Annotated in this window: 17 protein-coding genes and 1 CRISPR repeat array; of the genes, 1 reads left to right on the forward strand and 16 read right to left on the reverse strand. The window is 39.6% G+C overall.

The features are described 5' to 3' along the window. Positions 1 to 139 precede the first annotated feature (139 nt). Entirely contained in the window at positions 140 to 544 is a 405-nt protein-coding gene (dagK, locus tag AC4HAO_RS07815) for a diacylglycerol kinase (RefSeq protein WP_491092648.1), read from the reverse strand. Further along, the gene (gene ybeY, locus AC4HAO_RS07820) at positions 525 to 1022 is read right to left on the reverse strand and encodes an rRNA maturation RNase YbeY (RefSeq protein WP_491135037.1); all 498 of its coding nucleotides are present in this window, start codon (positions 1020 to 1022) and stop codon (positions 525 to 527) included. The genes dagK and ybeY overlap by 20 nt, the downstream gene beginning before the upstream one ends. Before the next feature lie 160 nt (positions 1023 to 1182). Here ybeY and AC4HAO_RS07825 point away from each other — a divergent pair, with 160 nt between their 5' ends. Beyond that, on the forward strand, positions 1183 to 1950 hold the full coding sequence (locus tag AC4HAO_RS07825; protein ID WP_447451660.1) for a formate/nitrite transporter family protein: 768 nt from the start codon (positions 1183 to 1185) through the stop codon (positions 1948 to 1950). Between the two features lie 96 nt (positions 1951 to 2046). Here AC4HAO_RS07825 and AC4HAO_RS07830 read toward each other — a convergent pair whose 3' ends face one another. From AC4HAO_RS07830 to AC4HAO_RS07895, 14 genes are all read right to left on the reverse strand, one after another. Beyond that, positions 2047 to 3006 carry a PhoH family protein gene (locus tag AC4HAO_RS07830; RefSeq protein WP_491135038.1) on the reverse strand — a complete coding sequence of 320 codons (960 nt, stop codon included), beginning with the start codon at positions 3004 to 3006 and terminating at the stop codon, positions 2047 to 2049. Positions 3007 to 3132: 126 nt separating this feature from the next. Further along, a complete protein-coding gene (gene csm6 / locus AC4HAO_RS07835; protein ID WP_491135039.1) occupies positions 3133 to 4419 on the reverse strand; it encodes a type III-A CRISPR-associated CARF protein Csm6 in 1287 nt (428 codons plus the stop codon). Positions 4420 to 4430: 11 nt separating this feature from the next. Then, positions 4431 to 5585, reverse strand: coding sequence for a type III-A CRISPR-associated CARF protein Csm6 (csm6, locus tag AC4HAO_RS07840; protein ID WP_491135040.1), 1155 nt, complete (start codon positions 5583 to 5585; stop codon positions 4431 to 4433). Further along, the gene (gene csm5, locus AC4HAO_RS07845; protein ID WP_491135041.1) at positions 5586 to 6626 is read right to left on the reverse strand and encodes a type III-A CRISPR-associated RAMP protein Csm5; all 1041 of its coding nucleotides are present in this window, start codon (positions 6624 to 6626) and stop codon (positions 5586 to 5588) included. It abuts the gene before it with no gap. Positions 6627 to 6628: 2 nt separating this feature from the next. After that, positions 6629 to 7531 carry a type III-A CRISPR-associated RAMP protein Csm4 gene (gene csm4, locus AC4HAO_RS07850; RefSeq protein WP_491135042.1) on the reverse strand — a complete coding sequence of 301 codons (903 nt, stop codon included), beginning with the start codon at positions 7529 to 7531 and terminating at the stop codon, positions 6629 to 6631. Position 7532: 1 nt separating this feature from the next. Continuing rightward, a complete protein-coding gene (gene csm3, locus AC4HAO_RS07855) occupies positions 7533 to 8198 on the reverse strand; it encodes a type III-A CRISPR-associated RAMP protein Csm3 (protein ID WP_491135043.1) in 666 nt (221 codons plus the stop codon). Beyond that, entirely contained in the window at positions 8198 to 8602 is a 405-nt protein-coding gene (gene csm2, locus AC4HAO_RS07860; protein WP_491135044.1) for a type III-A CRISPR-associated protein Csm2, read from the reverse strand. The genes csm3 and csm2 overlap by 1 nt, the downstream gene beginning before the upstream one ends. Before the next feature lies 1 nt (position 8603). Continuing rightward, positions 8604 to 10898, reverse strand: a complete 2295-nt coding sequence (gene cas10 / locus AC4HAO_RS07865) for a type III-A CRISPR-associated protein Cas10/Csm1 (protein ID WP_491135046.1) — start codon at positions 10896 to 10898, stop codon at positions 8604 to 8606. Then, positions 10879 to 11613, reverse strand: a complete 735-nt coding sequence (gene cas6 / locus AC4HAO_RS07870) for a CRISPR-associated endoribonuclease Cas6 (RefSeq protein WP_491135047.1) — start codon at positions 11611 to 11613, stop codon at positions 10879 to 10881. Before cas6 ends, cas10 begins: the two co-directional genes overlap by 20 nt. Positions 11614 to 12112: 499 nt before the next feature. Further along, positions 12113 to 12795: a CRISPR direct-repeat array (repeat unit 36 nt; unit sequence GTTTCCGTCCCCTCTCGAGGAACAGGGTTTTCTAAC). A gap of 98 nt (positions 12796 to 12893) precedes the next feature. Further along, the gene (gene cas2, locus AC4HAO_RS07875) at positions 12894 to 13223 is read right to left on the reverse strand and encodes a CRISPR-associated endonuclease Cas2 (protein ID WP_491135048.1); all 330 of its coding nucleotides are present in this window, start codon (positions 13221 to 13223) and stop codon (positions 12894 to 12896) included. A gap of 2 nt (positions 13224 to 13225) precedes the next feature. Further along, entirely contained in the window at positions 13226 to 14227 is a 1002-nt protein-coding gene (gene cas1 / locus AC4HAO_RS07880) for a CRISPR-associated endonuclease Cas1 (RefSeq protein WP_165329382.1), read from the reverse strand. A 204-nt stretch (positions 14228 to 14431) separates the two neighbouring features. Next, positions 14432 to 14647, reverse strand: coding sequence for a YozE family protein (locus AC4HAO_RS07885; RefSeq protein WP_491135068.1), 216 nt, complete (start codon positions 14645 to 14647; stop codon positions 14432 to 14434). Then, entirely contained in the window at positions 14644 to 15153 is a 510-nt protein-coding gene (gene msrA, locus AC4HAO_RS07890; protein ID WP_491135049.1) for a peptide-methionine (S)-S-oxide reductase MsrA, read from the reverse strand. Before msrA ends, AC4HAO_RS07885 begins: the two co-directional genes overlap by 4 nt. Before the next feature lie 105 nt (positions 15154 to 15258). Next, positions 15259 to 15990 (reverse strand): tyrosine-protein kinase, encoded by a 732-nt coding sequence (locus AC4HAO_RS07895; RefSeq protein WP_491135069.1) that lies wholly within the window; start codon positions 15988 to 15990, stop codon positions 15259 to 15261. Positions 15991 to 15992: the final 2 nt, after the last annotated feature.

Raw genomic sequence — 15992 nt, forward strand, 5'->3', positions numbered from 1 at the left:
TAATGACTGGCAGAGCAAATGCTTGTTACACAGTCCCTCTTTTTACATAGCTTTAGTCCGTGTTCATTTCAAAACACAAACCCGTCCATTCCTTTCTACTCTAAAAGATAGCTCCATTCGCTCAAGTACAGCAATTGACTTAATGAAAGAGCATGGCCCAAATTTTTGGCACAAAGATAATGAGGCCAGTTATAACCGCATACCCCGAAATAACCAGTACGGCACCGGCAGCCATATCCTTGGCGTTCTTGGCCAACATCGAAAAGTGATAATTACTAGCCAAATCGACGACATTTTCAATTGCCGAGTTAATAATCTCGAAAGTAATCACCAAGAATATAGCCAGCGATAAGAACAACCATTCCACAGCCGTAATATGGAAAATAACACCAGCTAAAACAGCCAGAATAGCTGATATCCCATGTTTGCGCATGTTACGCTCTTCTTTGAAAGCTGTAAAGATACCGGTCAGGGCAAATTCTAAACTAGAGGTTAGCGTTCGATTTTTCCATTTTTTAGGTGAATTAGTCTCGCGTAAGTCCATAGGCTTCTAAAATCTCTTCCTGTAAAGTGAACATCTCTTTTTCTTCTGCCGGAGTATAGTGATCATAGCCATTAATGTGCAGAAAACCATGAACAGCCAGAAACCCCATTTCACGCTGAAAACTATGACCATAGCTTTCGGCCTGCTCGTGTGCCTTATCGACAGAGATAAAGAGCTCGCCAATGTAAGCATCATAATCGGCCATCATCTCTGTTAATTCAGGGTTTTCAGCCAGATCTTCACCAGAAAAAATAATGGGGGCTTCCGGCTTATACTCTAGACTGACCACATCAGTTGGGCGATCCATGCCGCGATATTCTAGATTAATTTGGTGTATCGTCTCATTATCAACAAAAGTGACAGCCATTTCTTTAGTTTCCTGGCCTAGCTTTTTAGCAGCAAACTCGAGCATTTCTTTAATCTGACTGAGCATCTCTTGTGAGACCTGCTTAGTCTCATCTTTTATTTTAATATACATAGGTCTTCCAATCTAATTGTCACCTCTATTATAGCATAAAAGCCTAGGCTCCGGATAAAACAAGAGAAAGGGCCTAGCTGAAGGAATAATTTTTTGAAAGCCTTTTCAAAAACTAATCTCTTATGTTAAAATAACCCTATCACTATCCATGGAGGCTATCATGTCATTTTCTGAAAAAGTTAAAACAGCTTGTCAGACTAAAGTCCAGCTGATCGATCAGAGTTTTTCTCGTTATGCACTAAAATCGCTTTTTGCTGGCGCATTTTTGACGCTCAGTACAGGTGTCGGTGGTATTGCAGCTGATGTCGTTAATCAGATTCATCCAAACCTAGGGCGCTTTATCTTTCCCTTTATATTTAGCTTTGGCCTTGTTTATATTCTCTTTTTAAATGCCGAATTGGTTACTTCTAATATGATGTATTTAACTGCGGGAGCTTACTATCGCTTCATTTCAGTCAAAAAGGTTTTCAAAATTCTTATCGTCTGCACTATCTTTAATTTAATTGGAGCCGCTCTGATCGCCGCTCTATTTAACCAAAGTTTTGCTTACAGCCTCGTCAATGACAAAAGTTTTCTGGTCAATACTGTCCAGGTCAAACTGGCTAAGACATCCGCACAGATTTTCTTTGACAGTATTATTGCTAATATTTTTGTCAATATTGCCATCCTTTCTTATCTTTTAGTCAAAGATGAGACGGCCAAGATTACTCTGATTATTTCAGCCATCTTTATGTTTGTCTTTATGAATGCAGAACACTTGGTGGCTAATTTTTCATCCTTCTTCCTGATGGGTTTCACCTCTGTTCATCTTGACGGCTATACTCTTACCAATGTGCTGCGCCACTGGTTCATATCCTTTGTCGGTAACTGGATTGGCGGAGGCCTGCTCATCGGTGCTGCTTATGCTTTTCTCAATCCCAAAAACTAGACCGATCTTCATAAAGTTAAAAGAGTGGGAAGTTAGTTCTTTAGCAACTAACTTCCCACTCTTTTTGTAGTTATATGGCTTAAAAGCTCTCCTAAATTACTCAGCCTCTTGCTCATAAGCATTGATAATTTCAGCAACCACAGGGTGTCTGACCACATCCTTGGCAGACAGGTAAACAAAGTCAATCTGCTTAATAGTTTTGAGTTTCTCCATAGCATCGAGCAGACCAGAAGGGCTATTCCTAGGCAGGTCAATCTGACTGACATCGCCATTGACAATCATCTTAGAGTTAAAACCTAGACGTGTCAGGAACATCTTCATCTGCATAATGGTTGTATTTTGAGCCTCATCCAGGATAACAAAGGCATCATCCAGAGTCCGCCCCCGCATATAGGCCAGAGGGGCAATCTCAATGATCTCGCGCTCCATAAGACGTGTGGTCTGGTCCTTGCCCAAAATCTGGTAGAGGGCATCATAGACTGGTCGCAGATAAGGATCCACCTTTTCCTTGAGGTCACCTGGCAGGAAGCCCAGACTTTCGCCAGCTTCAACAGCTGGACGCGTTAGGATAATGCGCTTGACTTGACCGCGTTTAAGAGCTGTCACCGCTAAGGTAACAGCCAGAAAGGTTTTCCCAGTTCCTGCTGGACCGATACCAAAGACGACATCGTGATTCTTGACACTATCCACATAAACCTTTTGCCCCAGAGTTTTGACACGGATTGGCTTTCCGTAATTATCTTTGATAATTTCCTCTTCATAGAGGGCGACGAATTGGTCAATCGTTCCGCCTTGAGCCATGCTCAGGGCAGTGACAACATCAGAAGTATTGATCAGCATGCCTCGGTCCACTAAGACTAAGAGAGCCTCAATGGTCAAGCGGGCAATCTCCAAAGATTCCTCATCATCGCTGAGAATCTGCACCACTTCAGTTCTGGCATGGATAACCACGCCTGCATTTTCTTCAATCAATTTCAGATGACGCTCATTGCTACCGAAAAGAGCCATCAAATCATCGGGATGTTTTAAATTAATATCAACAGAATAGTCCTGCAAATAGGCTGCCTCTTTCTTTGCTTACTAGTGGTCTCATTATATCGTATTTGTCCAAAAAAAGCACGGTCAAATATACCTGCGCTAAAGTGGTGATTGTTTGATTTTTAGTAGTTAATCTATTGATATTTAATTTAATAACTGGAATAGATACTTATTTTTTTCTTCAAAATAGTCAAAGGAGTTTTCATTAATGCTATAAATACTGATAACAAGCTGCTTCAAGTTTGTCAGTAACTCTTTTAGTTTTTTATTATTCACTAGCTGACGATCTATTTCAGACAGACCATGGGCAATCTTATTTCTCATGGCATTCAAGACTAAAATCGGTTTGACCAGCCTTGTCAATTGGTTATCTTTTTCTAAACAGTCAATAATATTAATGAAGGAATGAATATTTAAAGTTGAGCGAGTATCATAGGGTTTGTTATCATCATAATTTTCGCCCATTCGTGCTTTAAAATCATCGCTGATATAATTATTAACCGTTTCAGCCAGAGGATGATTCTCATTAATTTTTGGTAATCCGTCTTCTATCAGAATGAGACCGGAATAATTGGAATCAATATAGTCCTGAAGAACAAATTCTGCCAATGATTTAGATTTAATCAAGACATCAGCGATCAAACCACGCCTATTTATAATATCAATCAACAGAAAAAAATTGAGCACTTTCCTTTGTTTTTCTGTTGCTTCTGCATCTTCTAGTAAGTCCGGTAAGATTTTTTGATATTTAAAAGAATCCATCAGCTTTTCTGTCTGAGAAAGAAGTTTTGCACGTTTTGAGTATGAAATAAGCTTTTTATTTTCCTTTTGAAGCAACAATTCGTAGGCACCTTGGTAATCATAATGATTGATCAATTCTCTTAAGTTGCGTTTGATTAACGATTGACTGAACTTCTCGGCATCTTCTTCAATAATACGTTTTTCAGCATCTTGGCAAGCATCTTTATTGTCCGAAATTAACAGTTCTATATCTTTTTGATCATCTGGATTATTCCGATTGGACCCCTTTTGCGGTGTTGGTACTTGAATAGCCCTTACATTTAGATTATTAATCTTATTAATTGTGAACATTGCTGACGTCACTTGCGCTGTCGCACTTGATAAGTTGAGCAAGAACTCATCGTCCTCGTTAATATGCTTATTAATAATCTCTAGTAGCTGTTCATACATTCTATCAAAACGAAAAACATCATTATCTGCTAAAATTTTAGAATCCACGACTATTTCAGGATGATAATCCGGTATAGAAAGAATGGCTTTTTCAATTCGTTCCCTCTTATGAATCATCCCTTCACTATAAATCAAGATAATTCTTTCAGGTCTATAATGTCTTGCAATATGCAATAAAGGGCCGTCATGATTGCCTCTTATCGGATCGGTATCTCCAACTGCCGAAATTAATACCTTCATCTTATATCCCCTTATAATAATGCTAAACAACTTTGGTTGAAATCATCATAAAATTGAGACATCTGGTTTGTGATGGCTGTGTTTCCAATAATCAATATCTTCACATTTTTGACTGCCTGTCCCAAATATTTAATGGCTTCAGAATCAAGTTGATCAAGGCTGTGGGCTATTGTATTTCTCGAATCGTTTAATGATATCATTGGCCCTATCAACTTCTGAATTGCCCACATTTTATGATTTTTCAATAATCTATTGTAATCAAATAGATTCAGATATTTCTTATCTTCAGAATCACAATAATCAGTAATGGCATTCGGAGATTCTTTTGTAATCAGGTAGTCTAACAGATACTCCGTCAAGCTTTTGATACGAATCAGACTTTCAGACAGATTGCCTCGCTTCTTTTGCAAGTCTATTAGTAGATAGCTATTTAAGATTTTCTTTTCCTCATTGTTTATTTTTTTCTTTTGAATTCCCTTTGGAAGTCCTTGCTTATTATGTGATTCGACAATATCCTTTAGCTTATCTCTTAGTAATTTCGACTGAGGAAATTCGGCCTCTTGCTCCAACATATCTAAGGCAGCCTTATAATCATAATGACTAATTAGATTTCTGAGGTTTCGCTTTAAGAGTGCTAAACTAAACTTTTCAGCTTTGTCCTCAACCGTTCGGTCTTCATAATCAGCTATATTATCAAAATTGTATTCAATCAAATCATGAATATCTTCTTTATTGGCATGGGGAATGCCTTCATTTGAGCCATCAGCTGGACTTGCTACTTGAACAGCTGTGACATTCATATCATTCAAGCGATTGGCAATGAAAAAGGCTGCTTTAACCTGAGGAGTAGCACTAGATAGATTAAGAATGAGCTCGCTATCCTTGTCCAAATAAGTCTGGATAATAGAAGTCACCTTATCATACATAATATCAAACTGAAAAATCAATTGATCAGGAATAATTTCACCATGAGTGATGATTTCAGGATGGTATTGTGGAATTGACTGAATAGCCAATTCCATCTTGTCTTTTTTTGCGATGGTCCTCTCTGAATAAATGATGACAATTTTATCAGGTCGGTATTTCCTTGCAATATGCAATAAAGGGCCGTCATGAAAATCTCTGATTGGATCAGTATCCCCTGTTGCTGAAATTAAAACTCTCATCTAAATCTCCTTTATCGTAAAGTATGTTTTTCCCATCTCGTACAGAGAGTCCTGATTTTTAATTAATTTCTTATCCTCATTAAACTGAGGTACCTTCGTTAACTTGACAACACCTTTACCAACCATTTTGGTTGCTTTCATCCTTGCATATCGCCTTTGAACGATTCCATCAGCCTGACTCATAATTGTCTTAGTCCATACACCACTACCAGCACCTAAATAAATTGGATACTGGATATTATCTTGGATATATTCTTTTTTTGACTGTTCGTCTAAGAAGAATGACTGGTACTCTTTATAAAATTGATTCGCACAAACTGTTAATTTTGAAATCAGCTTATAAGCCTGTTCTGAAGTCGTTGTAATCGTAAATTGCAAACAAGTAAATGGTCTTATAGATTCACGATACAGGGGTAAAGCAATTACCTTATCCTTATCCCTTCTATAATCCCATTTCTGAACGATGATAAGGTTGTCATTTTCTAAAGGTTGGCTGTCACTGACTCTAATGTCATGGAAAATATCATTTAAGGCTTGACCTTTTTGGGGTCCCCAAGGAATAGCTTTTTTATATTCCTTAGGTTTACGTCCTCTTCTATCCACAAAATCCTTGTTTTTCCATTCGGTATTCATCAAAATCGTACGAATGGCACCTTTTAAAGAAGAACCCGGGACGTAGGGCTGGCCTAAGCCATCTCTGATAAATTTAGAAATATCATTTAAACTTCCACGCGTTGATTCGGTTTTCTCAAATCCCGTTTCTTCGAGGACATAGCCGCCAAAGTTTCTCATTTGAATATCATTTTGATATAGAAAAGCATTTAATCGTTTTTTCTTGTTTTTTGGCTCAATTAAAAATCGTTCGTATTTTTCAGCTAAACCTAGTCTTATCATTTCCTGATAAAACTGACCCATATCTGGAAAATAGTAGCTTTTATTTTCATAAATAAACTCTCGAGATGTATATTTTTCCCCGCTGCCAATATGGATTGGAGCCAGTGCTACAACATCCATTTGAAACTGTCTGTAAGAATGTTTCATACTTAATCCTCCAATCGGTAAAATAAGGGCTTGGCATAATTCCACACTGGATGAGGAAAGTCATCTGGTCTAACATCAACAATCTGACCCGTAAAGGTTTGTTGGAAGGTGGAGCCAGATTTAAACTTATATAAGTCCTGTTTTCTGAAGTTTTCTGCTAAAGCTTGACTGAAAGCAAAACCACTTGATTTTTGCAGCAGATATTTTGCTCCTATCATGGCATTTTCTAATTCATCATCAAGAGGCAAACTGGTCGTCAATGTCATCACTAATCCTTGATGATTACTGGTCAACCTAGCTTCCAATTTACTAGGAAGATCCAAAATCCTTAAATCAAAACGGCCGTAGCCGCTGGTACGCTTACCGCCTAACCCCGAAAACTGCAGAGAAGCCATCAAATCATCAAACAATTCAGATTGACTGGCGATGACATATAAAGAAACGCCTTCCTCCTTTGGTACGGAAACCCCAACCTGATAAAGAGCTCCATCTACATGAGGCCTATTTTTGGTTACAATAAACTGTTCTGAATGTTTGTCACTGTCAATGACATCGCCTTCTAAAAATTTTGCTAATAACTCATATTGCATGAAATCGAGTTTCTTAGTTTTTTTAGCTTCTTGACGCAAGGTGATGGCATCTTTGGTTTGGTCAAACTTCTCGTATGAAGGAAAACCGATTGGCTTTGGCAAAAAGGGGACTGAATGATATGGAAAGGCATCTGTCATAGCAAAAGTATCTGACTGAGCCAGTTCCATCCACTCATCTAAGCGATTGGATTTCTTTGCTTCTAAAACCAGAGCTGAGAAAAGTCGATCAGCAGAAAAAGTCATCTCTAAAAATTCAAGACTGCCACTGCCAAAATGAACTGAATCAAATTGTAATTGATAAAGTTTATAGGTCATCTCAGACCTCCTCACCTAATAGAGCATTGATTGCTGCTGCATCGTAATCCCCGTATACCGTTTCTGCTTTTAAATCCTTAAAGGCAACCTTGCCATAACCACGGCTGCCAGAACCACCGAGATAATCCATTTCAAGCAAACGAATACCATCTCGTAAAATAGCCATATCATCTGAAACTTGGTCAATACTTTTATCTGTAATCTCATAAATCACTTCAAAACCAAACTCGCTGGTACGAATAGCCCGTTCAATCTGGCGTGGAGTTGCTTCTGCTGTAATACGGTCAATCGTATTTTCAAATTTCACTTCTGTATAGCTGTGAACACCTTTAGCATCTAACTCCTCTTTATTGGTCAAAAAAGCATCACGAAAGACCAAGCGACCAAGCTTATAGTCGGCATTTTTACTATTGCCAAATAGGCGGCTAATCTCATCGCTGTCATTTCCTAAATCACTGCTCGTATTGTGATTATAATCTGTCTTAGAGAGAAGGGCACGGATTTTTCCCTTGAGACTGGATCCCGGAATAATTGGCAAATGAGTCACAGGGTCTTTAATAACAGGAGAATCAACAGCTCCGATGGCTGCATAAGCGCTGCTTCCGCCAATGTGTAAACCGCTCTCCAAAAGTAGATTAGCAGAAATTTTTACCTTTGCATATGTCATTAATCTTTACCTCCATAAAACTTAAAGTAGGCCACCAAGGCTTCCATGTAGCGACAAAAACGCTGCAAACTCGCAGTATCTTTAACCTCTTTTAAAATGTCCAAAATTTGGGCCCTTTCAACCAGCTCTTTGACCGGAAAAAAATCATTTCTACCTTTCTTAACTGAATTGCGACCTGATTGATAAACAAACTGCACTCTGAGATAGGCAAATTTATCATTCAGTTCTTCAAATGCCTTGACATTGCTTTCATCATAGAGACTGCTTGTCAAAGACAAAAGATTTCTGATTTGGCTAGTTGTTAAATAATAAATTGGTTCTCCATTTTTATCTGACTTTTTAGAAAGTCCCTTAATCACTCTTTCAGCTTTGTCAACATAGTTCTCATCTGTTAAAATCGCCATGCTATTTTTCCTTTCTTGTTTCGTAGATATAAAGTGTTAGTGCTAATTCCGCTTCTTTCTTAACCTGTTTACTGCCAGTAGCCCACTCGAAGAATTGCGCTTTAAATTGTTTAAAGGCTTCTTTATTCTCCTTTTTCGTGGCATCTTCCATACGAGAAAGATAATAAGCCAGTCGGGCAATATCCATTTTTTCTTGACTTTTTACCAATTCTAAGAGGCGGTAGACAAAGCCATGGCCCCTTTCATCTTGTTGATTAAAGAATTTGCGAATAAAAGCTAATTTACTTTCATAGATATCATTGATAAACTGATCAAACTGAAAAACAAAGTGCGAATCAAACAAGGCTATACTGTCCTTATCGTGATTTGGATTATCTTTGGCAGCTTCTTCTAAGTCCCCACTAACTCTAGCCATCAGGCTTACAGGCGTTTTATCAGTAAACAAACCAAGACCAGCTGATAAGGTTAATTTGCCATTGGTCCATTGGATGAATTGCTGCCTCAGCTCAATGGTGAAATCAATAATATCTTGCCATGTTCCAATCGCAAAAACATCATCACCACCAGCATAGATGATAGAAAGTTTTTTATCCTGAGCAAACTGATTGATGTAAACTTTGAAGAATTGGGTCATACTCCGTGAAAAGGTCGCTGTCCGTGAGAAGGTATTGAATTTTCCATGATCTTGATAGGAGAAACCGGCCATAAAGCCGGCACCCAGATTATCAACATCCAAGCGGACAACCGCTAGACGTTTGATCCCTGCTTGCTCTTCATTGGACAATTCATATTGTGAAGATAGAAGGGCATAGTCACTGATGTCTGTAAAAGCATAATCTCCAACAAAAATATGAGTTGCCAAAACTTGCCCTGTCTGAAAATCATTTTTGCTATATACCCTGCCGTCAATTCCCGTTTTCACTTTTTCCTCATCAGCAGCGGTCAAGTAGGCATTCGGTCCGATAGGAAGGCCAACCGGCCTAGCTGAAATGACAAAATGGGTTTGACCGATTTTTTTAGCAAATTGACGGAGTTCATCACAAACGGGACACAAGAATTGATCATTTGCTTCTCTCAGATTGCCCACAGCATGACAAATCGCACATTCTCTGCCTTCTTTTTTCCCGCCTCTATTTAAAACTAATAAGGTTTGCCAATCATAACGTGACAATTTTTTATCGGAAATTTGACGGCTGGCGCTTTGATAAATGGCACGATAAGACTGGGCTGAATGACTGCCGCTCATAATGTCTGCCGCCGCAAATTCGCTCCAGCCAAAGGCCACATAGAGCCTTGTTTGAAAATGCCCTGTTAAAAATTGGTTAAAAGATTTTTCAAAATTTGCCACGATCGCTTTCGTCTTGTCTGTATTTGGCAAAACAAAGTAGGCATGGCCGCCGCCCACATACATGAGATTGGCCCGTGTCAGCTCTAGCTCTGTCAGCAAGCTGTCAACGATATGCTCACTCATGAAATCAAGATAAAGACTGCGTGCTTTTAACTGCTTCAAAGCACCCTTAGTCGCAATATTATAAATGAAATTCTGAATTCCAGATAAGTCAAAACTTACGAGTAAAAAGGCCTTCTCTTGATAAAATTCCTTGCTCTGTAGGAACAAGTCCTGCTTAAAATTACTGCGTCCTGACGCACCCAGATAATCATAAATTGCCGCCCCAAAACCAGCTGTTAATTTGCTGTGCTCATAGAGTGAAATATCCGCCAATTCTTTTGTATTAGTCGAAGCAGGTACAAAAGATAAAGTAGCTTCCATCAGATTTAAAGCAGAATCAATATAATCTTCATCAAAAGACATGACCTGAATGGTTGATTCAATGCGATTTAAAATCCCGGCATAAGCTCCCTTTGAAAATTTACTATTTTCCGGTCTTGGCATGTTCGGCCTATCTTTGACATTGAGCTCTTTAGGCTGGAAATAGCGCTCTGTTCTTGTTTGCCCAAAAGTATTAAAAATATCCGCTTGATTGGTGTAAGTATCCCAGATTGTTTGCGCAATTTGCCCATCTGCCTCCTCTTGGCTCTCTCGTCTGTCAATGCCAGATGCAATATTATCTGCTATATAGGTAATATAGGCGAGATTGTCAGGCTCTAAATCTGACTGATAGTTGGCCATGTGATAACGGATTTGCTGGGAAATCGCTTTGTTATCGGAAAAACGCTCAAACCAGTCAGCACCAACAATCGCGTGCTTTCGATGCTCACCTGTCGCTCTCTGTACCACTTTACCAATATCGTGGAGTAAACCGCCATAAAATAAATCAATTTTTTCTTTCTTCAATACGAACACCTCCCATTCCCATGCTGGTTTTAACGCCGACACCCGAGAATTCGCCAAAAGTCAGGAGCATTTTGACAAAGGCTTTCAAGGTCGAAGCACCATAAAGCTTTATTGTTATCCTTCCTTGAAAGGCCGGTATTTTGCTCTTATGGACAGAATAATAATGTGTCTGCAGCTGATAACTGGTAATCTTAGCATGCTCTGCCAGATAATCCAGTAAGGACTCATCAAAAGTATTCAAATCGGGATAAAGTCGGCTATACTTCTGCATCAGACTTTGAAAAATAAAGCGTACTGTAGGAAAAATACTGTACTCTCCCTTTGATTTAAAACTCGTCGGCGTTATAAATCTAATGGAAAAGGTGGGTTGATCACAATCCTCGTTGAACAAATGAATGAGCTGCTCGGACGATAATGATTTTATTTCTACCTTTTCAACCATAATCAAATGCTCATAAGAGTCTAACTGAATGTTATCCAAGCTTGTTAAAAAGTTTTGCAAGGCTTCACACATCTCATCTGTCAAAAGATTAATGTACCAAATTTGATGCTCATTTCTCGAAAGCACTAATGATGAATAGGGATTCGTTTCCTGCTGATGAAGGAAGGCTGCATCTTCCTGTGGTAGATGGCTGAGGAGAAAGCCCTGAAACTTGAGAGCTAACTCATTAGCCGTTAATTTTGTTTTCTTAAAATATATTGCTATTTGTTTCATTTTCGTACCTAAAAAGCGCCCTTCTGCATGAAAAGTATTTTTCACCAGAGAAGAGGCGCCCTTTTTCTTATTTAATTACCTGCATTTTACAACATTTTCCAATGAATTTCAAGCACTTATACATATTTTTTGAATAAACTTAAACAATTTTGTCCCCTCTCGAGGAACAGGGGTGTCTAACAATATTGTAAATCATTGAAGTAGCTAGAGACGAATGTTTCCGTCCCCTCCCGAGGAGTAGGGTTTTCTAACCTAAGGGCGTTTTTTCTATTGGCGGACAAGCGACTAGTTTTCGTCCCCTCTCGAGGAATAGGGGTTGCTAACTGTAGGACTAGTAACCATCGCTGGAATTGCACTAGGGTTTCCGTCCCCTCCCGAGGAATAAGGTTTCCTAACAAATGTAAAATACCCTAAAGAAGTTTATTATGCGTTTCCGCTCCCTTGCGAAGAATAGGGGTGTCTAACTTTTGATTTAGATATTAAAAACAGAAATCTCAAGGTTTTCGTCCCCTCCCGAGGATTAGGGGTGCCTAACAGACTATGATTTTGTCAAAGCAGAAATTGAAGCATGTTTCCGTCCCCTCTCGAGGAATAGGGTTTTCTAACATGGGAACCTGATGCCCCTTGGGATGATGGCCGTGGGGTTTTCGTCCCCTCTCGAGGAATAGGGTTTTCTAACAATCTTTAGTTAATCCTAAAGTACAAGCTGAAGGAGGTTTTCGTCCCCTCGCGAGGAACAGGGGTGTCTAACGCTAAACCTCAAATCTATGTACACTGGCCTGAAGTGTTTTCGTCCCCTCTCGAGGAACAGGGTTTTCTAACTGTATCACCTACTTTGATTGCACCCAAACCAACTTGAGTTTTCGTCCCCTCTCGAGGAACAGGGTTTTCTAACAGAAAGATAAAATCTCTGTAGGTCTTGTAGCAGGACGGTTTCCGTCCCCTCTCGAGGAACAGGGTTTTCTAACGATGAAATGGCTATGCTAAAGAAGCAAGGGCGCGTGTTTCCGTCCCCTCTCGAGGAACAGGGTTTTCTAACTTAAAGCACAATTTCCATTACTCAACGATGATGAGTTTCCGTCCCCTCTCGAGGAACAGGGTTTTCTAACAACCTTAACACAACAAGACTAAACAGAAAGGACTCTTGTTTCCGTCCCCTCTCGAGGAACAGGGTTTTCTAACAGCACATTTTGTGGACATAAAGCCCTAGTGCTACTATATCTAGTTAGATATAACTTAGCCCTTTTTATCAGTCTATCATTTTTTATACCAGAACTCAATTATAGAAGGATTTGTCTCGCCTTTTCATTCGCATGATGATCGGTGTCAAAAAGGATCCTTTCGTTTTCCCTTACCTTATAAACCCGTATACGATCCCCTTCTGTCTCTTGGTAATAATCGTCTAATAGCGTTAAAAGTTTAGTGTAGGAAGCCTTGCTAATTTTAATCTCGAAACAAGATTTTTGAACTCTGGTGCCAAAGGATTCAAGTAAATGTGATAATTTAAGCCTCCTTTTACTGCTGACAATATCATAAATGACAAGACAGTACACAACCTTTGGTTGGGCAAATTCTCTCTCATCATCACTTAAATTGAAAAATAACCCCATTCCTATTCTCCTGTAAAACTGACCAAATAAACAGAAGGATCTTCTTCTGCAAACGCTCGAATTAGCGAGTCGATCTGCATTTCGACCATATAGATAAAAGAATACCTCTTCTTATCACCCTCAATGTAAGAATGAATTTCCAGCATTCGAGACGATAACGCCGTCAGAAAAAGTCTTTGCGCTTCTCTTGTCAAAAACAGTCCTTCTTCCGTCTTTGCAAAGCTATCCTGCCCAATACTGCCATTGCCTAGCATGGTCATCACCAAGTCATCTACGATCACTGGACGCCATTCTTCCATTAAATCACTTGCTAAGGAAGCATGGTGTCCATAATTCTCATGAATCATTGCAAATCCTTGACTCAAGCCAGCCTTGCGTACCATGCCAATCATAAAACTATAAAGAATGCTATAGCCAAAATTAAGCAAGCTGTTAAAACAGTCCATAGCTGGACGCCGTGTCCGACCTGAAAAAGCAAAGGGCTCAGGAACTAGTAGTCCTAAAAAGTAGAAATAAGACTTGGCACACTTACCTTCATAACCCATCATTTCGTGGATACTTTCAGCTAGTGAAATCTGCTTTAAAGCTCTTGAAAATCGCTGATAATCCTCTTCATCAAGCAGGTTCTCCTGATCAAATGCCTTCAGTAGATTCATTTGGTTTTGGACCTTTGAAGATAGCATCCTCCTAGCCATATTTGTCCTAAAAGGAATATTAAAATGAGCCTTTGCTTGCTGTTCCTGCTTGGTAAAATTTTCTTCCCGCCCAGAGTCTACTGTTGCGATGTATCTACCATTATCAGTAAAAAAATGCGTATTGATTTTCTTTAATGATAGCTTTTTTAATAATTGGGTGGTTAACTGCGATTGGCCAAATATTAAGACATTTTCAATTTCGTCCAGTCCGATCTCTTCGACAATCTCCCTGCTATCATTTCTGACAATCATTCTGCCTTCACATAAGGACAATTTTAAAGCCGAATCTTGAATATAAATATCACTCATTGTTTCATTACCCCCAGGTATTATTTTTGGCAAAGGAGAATATTCTATCACATCTATTATCTTTGTCAATAAAAAAACAACTATAAATTTAATAGTTGTTCGTAATCATACGTCAAATTTAATGACAAGAAAAGACGCTTCTAAATACTGGTTAAGTAGAGGTCACAAATAGGTTTGTCTTTACTTTCTCCTTTATAGTAAAGCCTAATGGGCCAAATAATCTTCCCAAATCTTATCAAAATCGCCTAGGTTAAAGCTAAAGCTAGCCTGGTCTTCTAGATAGCGGCTGACCTCCTCGAAATTATCCGTATGCTTGGGAAAGGTCGTATCTTTAAAGACCAGATCAGCCAGCAGAGCTGCTGGTTCATGGGATTTAGGATTTCTTTGTGTCATCAGCCAGGTGTAAAAGGACTTTCTCATTGCCAATGTTCCTCCAAAAAGTGATGCCGTAGACGGCTGGACTGGGCATAGCGCTCGGGATTTTTCTTGTAAAACTCCTGATGGTAGTCCTCAGCTAGATAAAAAGTCTGGGCTGGCTCAATACTAGTGACGATTGGAGCCTCAAAGCGTCCAGAAGCAGCTAGATTGGCCTTAGATTTTTCAGCGATAGCTTTTTGTTCGTCCGTCGTATAAAAGATAACCGGCCGGTAATTATCTCCGCGGTCTTCAAACTGACCAAAAGCATCCGTCGGATCGGTCTGGGCCCAGTAAAGTTCCACTAGTTCCTCATAGGAAACTTGGTTCTCATCGAAGATAATTTCGACTGCTTCTGTATGGCCTGTTGTATGGGAACAAACCTCCTCATAGGTCGGATTTTCGACATGACCCCCAGTGTAGCCAGAACGAACTGATAATATTCCCTCTTGCTCTTCAAAGGGCTGAACCATACACCAAAAACAACCGCCGGCAAAAATAGCACGTTCCATAATGATGTCCTCTCTTTCGATTGCAAATACCTTGTCCATATTATAGCAAAAACCTTTGAGACTGGCAGGTTTAGGCTATTAAAAAACCGGTCTAATGACCAGTTCTTATTTAGCTCTTCTGCTGTGGTGAGAGCTAGATTGCGGCTTCTTTCTAGCTCTATCACCATAATCGCCATAGCTGCCGTAACTACCGTAGTTTTCTGTTCTTTCATCAACCTTATTGAGAATAACACCCAGAAACTGTGCGCCACTCTTTTCCATCTGCTCGATAGCCTTCTTAGCAAATCGAGCATGGATAAGGCCTGCTTCGGTAATCAAAACCGATGCATCAGACTCCTGAGCTATAATAGCCGCATCAACTACTCGACCAATTGGCGGCGTATCGATCAGAACATAATCATAGTGCTCTCTGACCGCCCCAATCATACGCTTAAAATTATCACTCTGAAGCAGAGCAGTCGGATTAGGAGGAACCTGTCCCGCAGGAATAAGGGAAAGATTGTCAACACTGGTACGACTGATAACAGCCTGCAGGTCTGCATAGCCCGTTAAGAAATCGGTTAATCCCTTGACTGAACCGTCCGGTTTAAAGGTACCCATCATGACTGAGTTGCGGGTATCAGCATCAATCAGTAAGGTCTTGAAGCCTGCACGCGCAAAAGATACCGCTAAACTTGCAGTCGTTGTAGACTTACCTTCTTGCGGCTGCACCGAGGTCAGTGCAATAACCTTGATATGACTGCCGCTAAATTGGATATTAGCACGGATGGAATTATAATATTCCTCTGCCGTATTGATCAGTTTTTCTTTTTGTTTTGCTAACTCTAAGTAACCCATCA

The organism is Streptococcus sp. ELY_137 (assembly GCF_058314515.1).

Excerpts from the sequence above, each read along its gene's own strand:
- AC4HAO_RS07895 (WP_491135069.1), bottom strand. The coding sequence starts at position 15,990 with ATGGGTTACTTAGAGTTAGCAAAACAAAAAGAAAAACTGATCAATACG.
- csm6 (WP_491135039.1), bottom strand. The coding sequence starts at position 4,419 with ATGAAGGTATTAATTTCGGCAGTTGGAGATACCGATCCGATAAGAGGC.
- msrA (WP_491135049.1), bottom strand. The coding sequence starts at position 15,153 with ATGGAACGTGCTATTTTTGCCGGCGGTTGTTTTTGGTGTATGGTTCAG.
- AC4HAO_RS07885 (WP_491135068.1), bottom strand. The coding sequence starts at position 14,647 with ATGAGAAAGTCCTTTTACACCTGGCTGATGACACAAAGAAATCCTAAA.
- cas2 (WP_491135048.1), bottom strand. The coding sequence starts at position 13,223 with ATGGGGTTATTTTTCAATTTAAGTGATGATGAGAGAGAATTTGCCCAA.
- csm4 (WP_491135042.1), bottom strand. The coding sequence starts at position 7,531 with ATGACCTATAAACTTTATCAATTACAATTTGATTCAGTTCATTTTGGC.
- dagK (WP_491092648.1), bottom strand. The coding sequence starts at position 544 with ATGGACTTACGCGAGACTAATTCACCTAAAAAATGGAAAAATCGAACG.
- cas1 (WP_165329382.1), bottom strand. The coding sequence starts at position 14,227 with ATGAGTGATATTTATATTCAAGATTCGGCTTTAAAATTGTCCTTATGT.
- csm3 (WP_491135043.1), bottom strand. The coding sequence starts at position 8,198 with ATGACATATGCAAAGGTAAAAATTTCTGCTAATCTACTTTTGGAGAGC.
- csm2 (WP_491135044.1), bottom strand. The coding sequence starts at position 8,602 with ATGGCGATTTTAACAGATGAGAACTATGTTGACAAAGCTGAAAGAGTG.
- ybeY (WP_491135037.1), bottom strand. The coding sequence starts at position 1,022 with ATGTATATTAAAATAAAAGATGAGACTAAGCAGGTCTCACAAGAGATG.
- csm6 (WP_491135040.1), bottom strand. The coding sequence starts at position 5,585 with ATGAGAGTTTTAATTTCAGCAACAGGGGATACTGATCCAATCAGAGAT.
- AC4HAO_RS07825 (WP_447451660.1), top strand. The coding sequence starts at position 1,183 with ATGTCATTTTCTGAAAAAGTTAAAACAGCTTGTCAGACTAAAGTCCAG.
- cas6 (WP_491135047.1), bottom strand. The coding sequence starts at position 11,613 with ATGAAACAAATAGCAATATATTTTAAGAAAACAAAATTAACGGCTAAT.
- csm5 (WP_491135041.1), bottom strand. The coding sequence starts at position 6,626 with ATGAAACATTCTTACAGACAGTTTCAAATGGATGTTGTAGCACTGGCT.